The organism is Flavobacterium piscis, from assembly GCF_031457575.1.
In the GTDB taxonomy this organism is placed as follows: Bacteria; Bacteroidota; Bacteroidia; order Flavobacteriales; family Flavobacteriaceae; genus Flavobacterium; species Flavobacterium piscis_A.
The window spans coordinates 1-13708 of record NZ_JAVDWQ010000033.1; the positions used below are offsets into that span (position 1 = coordinate 1).

General features: G+C 33.1%; 13 protein-coding genes. 10 read left to right on the top strand and 3 right to left on the bottom strand.

What is annotated here, in order from left to right; genetic code table 11:
• Nucleotides 1-194: 194 nt before the first annotated feature.
• Nucleotides 195-563: a BlaI/MecI/CopY family transcriptional regulator gene (locus J2W48_RS22825; RefSeq protein ID WP_310284489.1), complete on the bottom strand. Its 369-nt coding sequence runs from the start codon at nucleotides 561-563 to the stop codon at nucleotides 195-197.
• A 162-nt stretch (nucleotides 564-725) separates the two neighbouring features.
• Nucleotides 726-1943 carry an MDR family MFS transporter gene (locus tag J2W48_RS22830; protein WP_310284491.1) on the bottom strand — a complete coding sequence of 406 codons (1218 nt, stop codon included), beginning with the start codon at nucleotides 1941-1943 and terminating at the stop codon, nucleotides 726-728.
• 98 nt (nucleotides 1944-2041) lie between these two features.
• Between J2W48_RS22830 and J2W48_RS22835 the strand changes: the two genes are divergently transcribed.
• The 5 genes from J2W48_RS22835 (at nucleotide 2042) to J2W48_RS22855 (ending at nucleotide 5631) form a co-directional block, all read left to right on the top strand.
• On the top strand, nucleotides 2042-2641 hold the full coding sequence (locus J2W48_RS22835; RefSeq protein WP_310284493.1) for a DUF1684 domain-containing protein: 600 nt from the start codon (nucleotides 2042-2044) through the stop codon (nucleotides 2639-2641).
• Entirely contained in the window at nucleotides 2641-3303 is a 663-nt protein-coding gene (locus J2W48_RS22840) for a TatD family hydrolase (protein WP_310284495.1), read from the top strand. The genes J2W48_RS22835 and J2W48_RS22840 overlap by 1 nt, the downstream gene beginning before the upstream one ends.
• A gap of 21 nt (nucleotides 3304-3324) precedes the next feature.
• The gene (locus J2W48_RS22845; RefSeq protein ID WP_310284497.1) at nucleotides 3325-4044 is read left to right on the top strand and encodes a tRNA threonylcarbamoyladenosine dehydratase; all 720 of its coding nucleotides are present in this window, start codon (nucleotides 3325-3327) and stop codon (nucleotides 4042-4044) included.
• Between the two features lie 11 nt (nucleotides 4045-4055).
• Entirely contained in the window at nucleotides 4056-4718 is a 663-nt protein-coding gene (locus tag J2W48_RS22850) for an HAD family hydrolase (RefSeq protein WP_310284498.1), read from the top strand.
• A 70-nt stretch (nucleotides 4719-4788) separates the two neighbouring features.
• Complete coding sequence (locus J2W48_RS22855) at nucleotides 4789-5631, top strand: DUF2911 domain-containing protein (RefSeq protein WP_310284500.1); 843 nt, start codon at nucleotides 4789-4791, stop codon at nucleotides 5629-5631.
• Between the two features lie 79 nt (nucleotides 5632-5710).
• Here the strand turns inward: J2W48_RS22855 and J2W48_RS22860 are convergent, their stop codons facing one another.
• A complete protein-coding gene (locus J2W48_RS22860; protein ID WP_310284502.1) occupies nucleotides 5711-6562 on the bottom strand; it encodes an aldose 1-epimerase family protein in 852 nt (283 codons plus the stop codon).
• A 186-nt stretch (nucleotides 6563-6748) separates the two neighbouring features.
• Between J2W48_RS22860 and J2W48_RS22865 the strand changes: the two genes are divergently transcribed.
• From J2W48_RS22865 to J2W48_RS22885, 5 genes are all read left to right on the top strand, one after another.
• Entirely contained in the window at nucleotides 6749-9019 is a 2271-nt protein-coding gene (locus J2W48_RS22865) for a M1 family metallopeptidase (protein WP_310284504.1), read from the top strand.
• Nucleotides 9020-9486: 467 nt separating this feature from the next.
• Nucleotides 9487-10128 (top strand): GNAT family N-acetyltransferase, encoded by a 642-nt coding sequence (locus J2W48_RS22870; RefSeq protein WP_310284506.1) that lies wholly within the window; start codon nucleotides 9487-9489, stop codon nucleotides 10126-10128.
• Nucleotides 10129-10194: 66 nt separating this feature from the next.
• The gene (locus tag J2W48_RS22875; RefSeq protein WP_310284508.1) at nucleotides 10195-11388 is read left to right on the top strand and encodes an argininosuccinate synthase; all 1194 of its coding nucleotides are present in this window, start codon (nucleotides 10195-10197) and stop codon (nucleotides 11386-11388) included.
• Nucleotides 11381-12358 (top strand): N-acetyl-gamma-glutamyl-phosphate reductase, encoded by a 978-nt coding sequence (argC, locus tag J2W48_RS22880; RefSeq protein ID WP_310284510.1) that lies wholly within the window; start codon nucleotides 11381-11383, stop codon nucleotides 12356-12358. The genes J2W48_RS22875 and argC overlap by 8 nt, the downstream gene beginning before the upstream one ends.
• A gap of 88 nt (nucleotides 12359-12446) precedes the next feature.
• Nucleotides 12447-13586: an aspartate aminotransferase family protein gene (locus J2W48_RS22885; protein ID WP_310284512.1), complete on the top strand. Its 1140-nt coding sequence runs from the start codon at nucleotides 12447-12449 to the stop codon at nucleotides 13584-13586.
• The last annotated feature ends 122 nt before the right edge of the window (nucleotides 13587-13708 follow it).

The window sequence follows — 13708 nt, forward strand, 5'->3', positions numbered from 1 at the left end:
GTTTGAAAAGGTGTTCGCTCATCCAACAAATATACTAATCTTTCTATTTTACGCTAAACCCCGAGGCAGAGCCTCGAGGAATTCTTTTGATTAAAGAATGTCTCTTTACGCAATAAAAAAAAGTATGCACAATAAAACATTGCTAATAAACCACTTGATTTTGCGATAAAAATAAATAATGCTTCCATAACTAATTATTTTTCTTCTTTTGGAGTTTCAATCATAGCAAGAATTTCTCTTAATTCTGCGGCAGAAATTTTTTCTTCTTTAGCAAAAAACGAAACCATATTTTTATAGGAGCTGTTGAAATAATTATCAATGGCCGCATTCATATATTTTTTGCTGTATGCTTCTAAAGTTATAACTGGATAATATTGATGCGTATTTCCAAAGGCATTATGAGCTACAAAACCTTTTTCTTCTAAATTTCGAATAATGGTCGAAAGTGTATTGTAATGCGGTTGGTCTTCGGTAATTTCAGCCTGGACTTCTTTTACGAAAGCTTTTTTGAGCTTCCATAAAATGTGCATGATTTCTTCTTCTTTGTTGGTTAGTTTTTGCATGTTTTTAATTTTAATCAAACCTACAACTATTTTTTTAGTTACACAACTATAAAAATAGTTATTTAACTAAAAAAGAAGTTTTGTTTAAATATAAAACAAGAAATAGTGCTCTAAATTTAGTAGTAATAAATTGAATATAAGATTGTTATATGAAATATTTTTTTAAGAAACCTTTTCCCGAATTAAAGCATTTTTAATCCAGAAACAACACAGGGTAGCTACAACACCAATGATGGCCATAAAAAGCCAGTTAATTTGATAGCCTAATCTTGAAATAATTTCGAAGCCAACTTTAGAACTTACTATATGGGCCAGGCTAAAACTCATGGTATAAAGAGCCATATATCTTCCTTCCTGCCCTCGTGGAGCACGGCTTAAAGCAAAAGCATTCGAAAAGGGAAAGGCGAGGATTTCGCCAATAGATATACAAATCATGCTAAGTACAAGTATTCCAGCCCACACATTTATCAGCAACAAAAAGAAACTGAGTGCCATAATAAAAGACCCAAGAATAATGATTTTTATTTTCGCAAAACCCTTTCTTTCCATAAAGCCAACAGTAGGCATTTCTAAGGCAAAAATTAGAAGACCGTTTAAGGTCATTAAAAGCCCGGTTTGTAATTCGGTTAACCCAAATTTTTCATTATGGTATAAGGGCAAAGTAGTAAAAAGCTGAAAAAAGATCATAGCGGTCACAAAACTCACAAACAAGAACACCCAAAATATTTTATCCTGAAAAACCGACTTTGTTTGCTGAGAACTTTCTGTTTTATCCTCGTACATAACCTTCTTCTTTTCTTTTACTAATATGGCAAAAATAGAAATCGAAATAATGCACGATGCGCCATCAACCCAAAAAAGGCCCTGATAACCAATTCCCATAATAATCAAACCTCCCAGGGCCGGACCTGCGGCAAAACCTAAATTTACCGCTAAACGAACTAAAGTTAAGGCCCGTGTTCTGTTTTCCGGCTTGGCATAAGCGCCTAACGAAACAAACATGGCTGGTCGAAACATATCGGCAATAGTCATTAAACAAAACATTCCTATACAAAGCCCAAAAAAAGTAGTGATGTATTGAATTAAAAACATGGAGATTCCTGTCGTAAACAAACTAAAAATCATGATTTTATAAAAACCTATTTTATCAGATAATTTTCCTCCCAACCAAGAGCCCAGCATTGATCCCAATCCAAATGCAACCATAATCCAGCCTACCTGATTGTAACTAAAATGCAAATCTTCTTTTAAATATTTTGATAAAAAAGGCAAGACCATTGTACCCGCACGATTAATAAAAGTTATAATGGCGAGTATCCAAATTTCTCTTCTAAATCCTCTGAAATTATTGATGTAATGGTTAAAAGCGGTTTTTAGCATTATGAAAAAAATTATTTTCAACAAAGTTAGAAAACTTTGTAATGTAGAGTCGTTGGTGCTTTATTAGTTTTAAACTATTTTTGTTCAAAATTTCTATAATGAAAAACACTATCATATTTGTTTTATCACTGGCTTTTAATTTTTGCTATAGTCAGAACAAATTCAATAAAAAGGATACAGAAAAATTTCAGGAGACAATCAATACAGAATATGCAGATATCAAGACAAGTCCGTTAATGGCTGATGATTTGAAAACATTTAAAGCATTGGATTTTTATCCGATAAGTGATAAATATTTTGTGAACGCGAAATTAGTAAAAGCTACAAACGAAAAAGCTTTTGAAATGAAAACATCAACAAGCAGAAAACCTAAATACATTAAATATGGAACCGTTTTTTTTACGATTGATGGAGTAGTATTACAACTTAATGTTTATCAGGATGTCGGGCTTTCTAAATCTGATAAATATAAGGACTCTTTGTTTTTGCCTTTTTCTGATAAAACTTGCGGCAAAGAAAGTTATATAGGAGGAAGGTATATTGATTTAAAAATTCCAAAAGGTAATACAATCGCAATAGATTTTAATCAATCATACAATCCGTATTGCGCCTATAATCATAAATATTCATGTCCGATTGTACCTTTGGAAAACGATTTGGATATTGAAATAAAAGCCGGAGTAAAAAAATTTCATTAATGGATTTCTTTAATTTTCATACACATCAATTTACGGATCAGCCTGATATACTGGAACTGGTCAATCAATATCCAAATGAATTTGATGAAACAATTCCGTTTTATTCAATTGGGATTCATCCCTGGTATATTAAAGAAGAAAGAATTAATAAGGATTTAAAAATTATTGAAGAAAAACTCAAAACCAAAAATTGTCTGGCAATTGGCGAATGTGGTCTGGATAAACGAATTGATATTCCGTTAGAATTACAAATTTCAGTTTTTGAAAAACAACTTGCTTTGGCCGAAGAATATAAAAAACCCGTAGTAATTCATTGTGTTGCAGCTTTTCAGGAAGTTATTGCTATTAAAAAGAGAATAAAAATTTCGGTTCCAATGGTAATTCATGGTTTTTCTAAAAATAGCCAGATTGCCAATCAGCTTATAAAAGAAGGGTTTTATATTTCGTTTGGAAAATATTTGCTTAGTAATCCTGAATTAAAAACCGTTTTTCAGGATATTCCAAATGATCGCTTCTTTTTGGAAACAGATACGATTGAAGAAAATATTCAACAGGTTTATGATTTAGCATCAGAATATAAAGGTTTAAAAATTAATAAATTACAAGAGATTATCTCAAGTAATTTTGAAACTGTTTTTAATAAGACAAATAATAGAAAATAACATTAATAAATTATAAATAATATGGCAGAATGGACAGAAAGAGCCGAGCTTTTATTTAAGAAAGAAGGATTGGAAAATTTGCAAAACTCAAATGTTTTAGTTGTTGGGTTAGGTGGGGTAGGCTCATTTGCAGCAGAATTTTTGGCAAGGGCAGGTGTGGGTAAAATGACTATTGTTGATGGCGATGTAGTTGATATTACAAATATTAACAGACAACTTCCAGCTTTGCATTCAACTGTAGGACAACCAAAAATTACAATTGTTGGAGACCGTTTACAGGATATTAATCCGGAATTAAAACTAACTCGTGTGCAGGAATTTCTATCGCCTGAGAGAGCCTTTGAGATTGTTTCGGAAGAATTTGATTATGTTTTGGATTGTATTGACAGTGTTACTCCTAAGCTTAATCTGATAATTGCTGCAAAGCGCAAACGTGTAAAAATTATCAGCAGTATGGGTGCCGGCGGTAAAATGGAGGCTTCAAAAGTAAAAGTAGCTGATATTACCAATACCGTAAATTGTTTTTTCGCTAAAACTATCCGCAGGCGTTTAAAAGAAGTGAAAATTGATAAATTAAAAGTAGTTTTCTCTTCTGAAATCCAGGATGAATCAAGTCTAAGAATGACAGACGGATCTAATTATAAGAAATCTTTCTACGGGACAAATAGTTATATGCCGGGATTATTTGGTTTATATGCAGCCGAAACAGTAATTCGTTATTTGATTAAAAAAAATAAATAATAAACCTATAAATGATAAAAACAGTAATTTTTGATATGGATGGTGTAATTGTTGACACTGAACCCGTACACCGTTATGCTTATTATAAACAATTTTCAGAATTAAATATAGATGTTACTGAAGAAATGTATACTTCGTTTACCGGATTTTCTACCAGAAATACATTTCAAACATTAAAAGGATTTTTTCCTAAAATTAGTCACGAAGTGGAGGATTTAATTCAAAGAAAAAGAAGTATTTTTAATGATGCCTTCGATACCAAAGAAGATTTATTTTTATTGGAAGGAGTAGAAAACCTGATAAAGGATTTACATCAAAACGGAATTCAGCTAATTTTAGCTTCCTCAGCCTCAAAAGTAACTATTGATCGTGTTTTTACCCGCTTTAATTTGCACCAATATTTTACACATATAGTAAGTGGAGAAGATTTTCCACAATCAAAGCCCAATCCCGCTATTTTTATTCATGCAGCTTCCTTGTCAGTGGCTCCAAAAGACAATTGCCTTATAATTGAAGATAGTACCAATGGAGTAAAAGCGGCTAAAGCAGCCGGTATTTTTTGCATTGGTTACAATAGTGAACACTCGAAATTACAGGATTTATCAGATGCCGATATCATTATTAATAATTTTAATGAATTAAATGCTAAAAAAATATCACAATTAGTTGTTTGAATTAAGTAAAAATTAACAATTGTTACGTAATTGAATTTGTAAATTTGAGCAAAACAAAAATAAGCTAAAAATGAAAAAAATATTTATTACACTGTCTATTATATTGGCGTGTTTTGCTGCTGAAGCGCAAGTGAGAACACCTCAGGCAAGTCCAAAAGCCATTATTAAGCAAACTGTTGGATTAACAGATGTTGAAATTGTTTATTCCCGCCCAGGAGCAAGAGGAAGAGCCGTGTTTGGAAATCTGGTTCCGTTTGGTAAATTATGGAGAACGGGTGCTAATGAAAATACAATCATCAGCTTTAGTGATGATGTTGTTATTGATGGTAAAACATTAAAAAAGGGAAAGTATGCATTATATACTATACCTAAAATAGAAAGCTGGGAAGTAATTTTCTATTCAGCAACTGATAATTGGGGCTTACCTGAAAATTGGAATGAAGCCAATGTGGCCTTAAAAACTACTGTAAAAGAAGATGCTTTGCCTACACCTGTTGAATCATTTACGATTAGTATTAGTGGGCTTGATCCCAATTTTGCCTATTTAGAAATGGCTTGGGAAAATTCTCATGTAGCTTTAAAGTTTGAAGTTCCTACACAAAAAATAGCAATTACAAGTATTCAAAAGGCTCTAGGCGGACCAACATGGAATGATTATTTTGCTGCAGCTCAATATCTTTTTCAATCAAACGGAAACATTACTGATGCAAGAACTTATGTTGATAAAGCGTTGGATATGAGTACAGATAAACCATATTATGTATCAAGATTAAAATCACTAATTCAGGCAAAACAAGGAGATAAATCAGGAGCTATTGAAACAGCCAAAATATCTCTGGGGGCAGCTGAAGCAGCAAATAATCAGGATTATGTAAAAATGAACAAAGATAGTATCAATGAGTGGAGTAGATAATGTTACTTTCTTTTTAATACAAAAATCCCATTTTGAAAAATTTTATTCAAAATGGGATTTTGTTTTAATATTGAAATGCCTAAAGAACTTCTATGCTAAAAACAGAATTGAAAGTTTGATTGGCGTCCAAAAGCAGTATGCCTTCCTTTTTAAATAAATCACCTGATTTTTCAATTGTATCAGAATAACCAAACCAAGGTTCAATACAAATAAAAGGAGCATTTTCTTTGGTCCAGATTCCTAAATTTGGAAAATCTTTAAAATCTACTTTAAGATAAGGTTTTGAGTTTTCAAAGATCGTTAATGAATTTGATTTCAGTGTTTTAAAAACCAAAGCATCGTTCTCGAACAATTTGTAATGTAAGGCAACTCCATCTTCTGAAGTTTTTAATATTTTTGTTGTATTTGAAATTAAGCCATCATCCAAAAGAAAATATTCCAGTTTTTCTTCTTTTTCGAACTCAATATCATAATTTGAGAATTCCTTTGGTAAAGAAAAAGCCGGATGAGCCCCAATAGAAAAAGGAATTTGAATTTCTCCTTTATTGATTACTTTGTAGGCTATCCGAAGTTTATTTCCTTCAAGTTGATAAATAATCTGCAATTCAAATTTGAAAGGATATTTTTCAAGAGTTTCTTCGTTATACTCTAAAGAAAAAGTTGCTGCAGATTCTGTTTTTTGAATCAATTGAAATTCCATATCACGTGCAAAACCATGTCTTGGCAAATGATAATCTTTTTGATTAAAGGTATAAGTGTCATTTTTTAAACTTCCAACAATTGGAAAAAGTACTGGGGAGTGTTTTGCCCAAAAATCAGGATTTCCACTCCACATATATTCTTTGTTTTGATTATCGATAAGCGAAAACAGTTCGGCTCCGGCATGTTTTACAGATGCAGTAAGTGTTTTGTTTGAAATAGTTGTGTTCAAAATAATAAAAATTGATTTAAAGTTAATTTTATTGGTTGTAAATATATTTTTAAAATTTTAGTTTTCAGTTTAAAACCACCAAATTATTGTTTTAATAAAATTTTACTAAAATTGAATTAAAGCTTTTATTTTTCTCTGTAAATACCTTTTTTTTTCATTAATTTGCTATACAAATAGGTATAAAATATGAAAACAAACTTTCCAAAAGCCTTATTAGGTATGGCTTTATTTATTGGAATTTCTTCTGTTTGGGCGCAACAAACCCCAGCTACAACAGCAACAAATTCAGTTAATAATTACGATTATCACGATGCTTTTGCGCCACATTTTTACACAAATAATGGTACTCCAACACGGGCTGCAAGTGGTCAGCCGGGTGTTGAATATTGGCAAAACAGAGCCGATTATCAAATAAATGTAAAATTAAATGCCGCCACAAATGAAATTATAGGTACAGACGAAATTACGTATACCAATAATAGTCCGGATAAACTGTCTTTCGTGTGGCTGAATTTAGAGCAAAATTTATTCAAAAGTGATTCAAGAGGAAATGCCATAGTGCCTTTGACAGGAAGCCGTAACGGAGCCCAGGGACAAGTTTTTGATGGTGGAAATAAAATTAAATCGGTTAAAGTAATTTCTGGAGGAAAGAAAAAAACAGAAGCCGAAGCAAAATATATAATTACAGATACCAGAATGCAAATTTTTCTGCCACAGGAATTAGCATCAAAGGGAGGGTCTGTAAAAATTAAAATTGAGTTTTCATTCATAGCTCCATTTGAAGGGTCTGACAGAATGGGGGTTTTAGAAACCAAAAACGGTAAAATTTTTACTATTGCGCAGTGGTATCCACGTATGTGTGTTTATGATGATGTAAGAGGGTGGAATACGGCACCATATTTAGGAGCTTCAGAGTTTTACTTAGAATATGGCAATTTTGATGTAAATATTACTGCTCCTGCCAATCATTATGTTGTGGGTTCAGGAGAATTGCTAAATGGATCAGAAGTATTTTCTGCTGAACAATTTAAGCGTTATAAAGAAGCCGGGCAAAGTGATAAAACAGTTATAATTCGTTCTGCTGATGAAGTAGCAACAACAGCGAACTTAAATGCTGCTGCTGAAAAAACATGGCATTTTCAAATCAAAAATTCCCGTGATTTTTCCTGGGCATCTTCACCAGCCTTCATTTTAGACGGAGCAAAAATAAATCTTCCAAGCGGTAAAAAAGCTTTGGCCTTATCAGCATATCCTGTTGAAAGTTCAGGAAATGATGCCTGGAGCCGTTCATCTGAATATGTAAAAGCCTCAATTGAACATTATTCAAAACAATGGTTTGAATATCCTTATCCAGCCGCTGTAAACGTAGCCGGAAACGAGGGCGGAATGGAATATCCCGGAATTGTATTCTGCGGATGGGAATCAAAAGGAAAAGATTTGTGGGGTGTAACAGATCATGAATTTGGTCATATCTGGTTTCCGATGATCGTGGGGTCAAACGAGCGATTATTTGCCTGGATGGATGAAGGATTTAATACCTTTATCAATTCCTTAAGTACCGAAGCATTTAATAATGGGGAATATAAAGACGAACCAACTGATTTGCATGAACTGGCTGAACCATTTACCCGATCAGATTTAGAAACAATTATGAGTTCTCCTGATAACATGAAGGAAGCAAATATTGGTATGTTGTGTTATTTTAAACCAAGTGCCGGTTTGATAATTTTAAGAGAGCAGGTTTTAGGAAAAGAACGTTTTGATATCGCATTTAGAACGTACATCGAGCGTTGGGCGTATAAACATCCTACACCTGATGACTTTTTCAGATCAATGGAAAATGCTGCCGGAGAAGATTTAAGCTGGTTCTGGAGAAGCTGGTATGTAAATAACTGGCGTTTTGACCAAGGTGTAAATTCAATTAAATATGTGAAAAATGATCCTGCAAAAGGCGTTGTTATTACTGTTGAAAATTTAGACAAAATGCCAATGCCAATTGTATTGGATGTAAAGACTAAAAGTGGAAAAGTAACAAGAGTTAATTTACCTGTTGAAATTTGGCAGCGTAATAAAGATTGGTCTTTCAAACATAATTCTACGGAAGAAATTGAAAGTATAACGCTGGATCCGGATCATGTTTTTCCTGATCACAATGAAACTAACAATATCTGGACTGCCGGAAAAGGAAAAATTGAGAAAGATCTCGTTCTGGATGGTTATTTAGGGACTTATTCTACAAAAGAGGCATCTTTGAAAATTGAGTTGACAGAAAAAAACAGCGTAATAAATGTTGAAATTACTAATTTCCCTAAGTTTTCTGTTGAACCTGTAGCGGGTGAAAAAGATACTTTTCAATCTAACAGAGCCGGATTAAAATTCAAATTTAATGAAGCTAAAACTGGATTTGATATGATTGTTTTAGGTAATGGGCAAGTAATTCCTTTTACAAAGAATTAATCGATAAATTATTATTTTTTTGAAAACCCGATAGTTATGCGTAACTATCGGGTTTTTGTTTGTTTAAAAATAACATTACATTAAAAAAATGTTAGAATTTTATTTTTTTGTATTGTAAATTAAAAAATAGTGTACTTTTGCCCCAATGAATAAAATAAGTTTACATACAACTTCTTTGTCACGGACAAACTCACCTGTAACTTCTCCCGAAGTACGGATGCTATCTTTATAGTATTCACAGAGTTTTTCGCCGCGTATTTATTTATATTCATTTTCATTTTGAAATCATCTAAGTTGCCCATAGGGCAAACATATCCTAAAAGTATTTATAATTTAAATTTTACTCCTGATCAAAATTTTGATTTAGTGTGTATTGCTTATTATTTATTTGATTTTATGGAACTGGTTTTAGGATTTTATAAAAAAAAATCTGTTTTTATTTTTAACATTAAACTTCAACTATTGAAATGAAAATCTCTATTGTTGTTACTCAGGAAGAACACTTCAAATTCGCACAGGAAATTTGCGACACAATAGAATCATCTGCCTTGTTAAGAGGGACAGGGATTGCTAAAAGAACTCCTGAATACATTCAGAAAAAAATGTCGAACGGTGATGCGATGATTGCTTTGGCAGATGGAAAATTTGCAGGTTTTTGTTATATCGAAAGTTGGCAGCACGGTAAATTCGTAGCACATTCCGGTTTAATTGTACATCCTGATTATAGAAATCTGGGTTTAGCCAAAAAGATAAAATCGAAAGTTTTCGACTATTCTTTACAAAAATATCCGGACGCCAAAATATTTGGGATTACAACTGGTTTAGCGGTAATGAAAATCAATTCAGACTTAGGTTACAAACCTGTGCCATTTTCAGAACTTACAACAGATCCTAGTTTTTGGTCAGGCTGCAAAACCTGTACGAATTACGAAATTCTAAAAAGCAAAGAAAACAAAATGTGTCTTTGTACCGGAATGTTGTACGATCCAAAAGACAAGCCTAAAGATCCGCCAAGGCACCCTTTTAATGAGGCTGTTTTGAAAAGATTAAAAAAAATTAAACAAGCTTTATTCTTAAATAAAATACTGTCTTTCGGTTTTTTATCTTAAGAATATGAATGGAAAAAGAAATCTCAAACTTGCTAAATACGAAAGTATTGGCCTAAATTATAAAAAATGAAAAAAGTTGTATTAGCTTATAGTGGAGGATTGGATACCTCGTATTGTTTGAAATATTTAAAAAATGAAAAAGGATACGAAGTTCATACCGTACTTGTAGATACAGGAGGATTTGATGCTGAAGAATTATCTGCTATTGAAAAAAGAGCTTACGAATTAGGAAGTGCGCAACATGCCAACCTGACAATCGTAGATAAATATTATGATAAAGCTATAAAATATTTGATTTTCGGGAATGTGTTGAAAAACAATACATATCCGTTATCAGTGAGTGCAGAGCGTGTTTTTCAGGCAATAGAAGCCATTAAATATGCTAAAAAAGTAGGAGCAAGTGCCATCGCACACGGAAGTACAGGTGCAGGAAATGACCAGATTCGTTTTGATTTGATTTTTCAGACCATTGCTCCTGAAATTGAAATTATCACTCCAATTAGAGATTTGAAATTGTCAAGACAGGAAGAAGTTGATTATTTAGCTCAAAATGGTGTTCATTATTCTTGGGAAAAAGCACAATATTCTATCAATAAAGGACTTTGGGGAACAAGTGTTGGGGGTAAAGAAACCCTGACTTCAAGTCAGCCGTTACCAAGTGACGCTTATCCTTCGCAATTGCAAAAAGAAGGAGAAGAAAAAGTGAGACTTCATTTTGAACAAGGAGAATTGGTTGGAATTAATGGTCAGACAGATAAACCTTCCAATAATATCGTTGCCCTTGAAAAACTGGCAAATGCTTATGCAATTGGTAGAGATATTCACGTAGGTGATACCATTATCGGAATCAAAGGAAGAGTTGGTTTTGAAGCGGCCGCCCCGTTAATCATCATCAAAGCACATCATCTATTAGAGAAACATACGCTTGGTAAATGGCAGCAATACTGGAAAGAACAGTTAGGAAACTGGTACGGAATGTTATTCCACGAAGGTCAGTTTCTTGATCCGGTTATGAGAAATATCGAAACATTTTTACAAGATACACAAAAGACTGTAAATGGTGTAGTGACCGTTTCTCTAAAACCATATCATTTTTCACTTGACGGAATTGAATCTGACAATGATTTAATGAACACAGGTTTTGGTCAATACGGAGAAATGAACAATGCCTGGACATCTGACGATGCAAAGGGATTCATTAAGATTTTAGGAAATGCACAAAATATATTTTCATCTGTAAATCATTTAGATCATGATTAATATCGGAATAATTGGTGGTTCGGGCTATACAGCTGGAGAACTTATCAGAATATTGATGTATCATCCTAATGTAAATATTGATTTTGTTTACAGTACGACCAATGCTGGTAAACCGCTTTCTGTGGCGCACCACGATTTGATGGGAGATATCGAAATGAATTTCACTGATGTTGTGAATTCGAATGTAAATGTTGTTTTTTTATGTTTAGGACATGGAAAATCAATTTCATTCCTGAAGGAAAATCAATTTGCAAGTCATACCAAAATCATTGATTTAGGAAATGATTTCAGGTTGAACAAGGATGCTCATTTCGATGGGAAGGATTTCATTTACGGTTTGCCGGAATTGAATAAATCAGAAATTAAAAAAGCAAATTACATTGCAAACCCAGGTTGTTTTGCTACCGCCATTCAATTGGCTTTATTGCCTTTAGCTAAAAATAACCTGCTAAACAATGATGTTCATATTAATGCGACAACTGGAAGTACCGGTGCCGGAGTTGGACTTTCGGAAACATCGCATTTCAGTTGGAGAAATAACAATATGTCGCATTACAAAGCTTTTGAACACCAGCATTTAGGTGAAATTTCAGAAAGTCTGGTTCAGTTACAGGATGATTTTGAAAGTGAATTGCTTTTTATTCCAAACAGAGGAGATTTTCCGAGAGGAATTTTTGCAACCTTGTATACACTTTCTGACGATAGTTTGGAGCAATTGGTTACTAAATATGAAGATTTCTATAAAGATGAACCTTTTGTAACGGTGACAACGACAAACATCAATATGAAACAAGTGGTGCAGACTAACAAATGCATCATCAGCTTATTGAAAAAAGGAAACCGGGTTTTAATAACGTCAATTATAGATAATTTAACCAAAGGTGCTTCAGGACAAGCGATTCAGAATATGAATTTAATGTTTGGACTGGAAGAAACTACAGGTTTGCATTTGAAACCAAGCGGATTTTAGAAAAAAAAGTAAAAAGGTTAAAAGTTAGATGTTATACGTCATTGTGCAACTTCTAACTTTTAACAAATAACATTTAACTTTAAGAGAAATGAATTTATTTAACGTATACCCACTTTACGACATCACGCCTGTAAAAGCACTAGACTGCACAATTACAGACATTAACGGAGTGGAATATTTAGACTTATATAGCGGACATGGTGTAATTTCGATTGGCCATACGCAACCTGATTATGTTGAAAAACTAAAGAATCAATTAGACAATTTAGGATTTTATTCAAATGCTATTCAGAATCCTTTGCAGGTAGAATTGGCTAAGAAATTAGGGAAACTTTCAGGATTAGAAGATTACGAATTGTTTTTATGCAGTTCTGGTGCCGAAGCGAACGAAAATGCTTTGAAACTAGCCTCTTTCCATAACGGAAAATCAAGAGTAGTTGCTTTTCATAATTCTTTTCACGGAAGAACTTCTGCTGCGGTTGCGGTTACGGATAACAAAAAAATAGTAGCACCAATTAATGCACAGCAAATAGTCACTTTTTTACCTTTAAACCAAATAGATTTGGTTGAAGCTGAATTAGTAAAAGGAGATGTTTCTGCTGTAATTATTGAAGGAATTCAAGGCGTTGGAGGTTTAGACCAGGGAACAACAGAATTTTTTCAGGCTTTGGAGAAAACGTGTAAAAAACATGATGTGGTTTTGATTTTGGATGAAGTACAATCAGGATACGGAAGAAGCGGAAAGTTTTTTGCTTTCCAACATCACGGAATCAGCGCTGATATTATTTCGGTAGCGAAAGGAATGGGGAATGGTTTTCCGGTTGGAGCGATTTTAATTTCTCCAAAATTTGAAGCAAGCTTTGGGTTATTAGGAACTACTTTCGGCGGCAGCCATTTGTCTTGTGCTGCAGGAATTGCAGTTTTGGATGTAATGGAGAAACTGGATTTACAGAAAAATGTAAACGAAGTTTCGGCTTATTTCTCAGAACAAATCAAACAAGTTTCCGGAATCAAACAAGTAAAAGGAAAAGGTTTAATGCTTGGAATTGAATTTGATTTTGATGTAAGTGTCTTAAGAAAAAAGCTAATTATCGAGAAACATATTTTTACAGGAAGCGCAAACAACAAAAATCTGCTAAGAATTTTGCCACCACTTACTGTGAAAAAATCTGACATTGATGCTTTTATTGTAGCTTTAAAAGAGAGTTTGGAAGAACTTAAAAATTAAGTTTGCACAGAGTTAAACCCGACAGGTTTTTAAAACATAGGTGTTCGGAAGACATAAGTTCATTGAAATATTTTCATATTTTAGTTTTACAAAACTAAATCTTATGCAAAAAGGAGTTACGG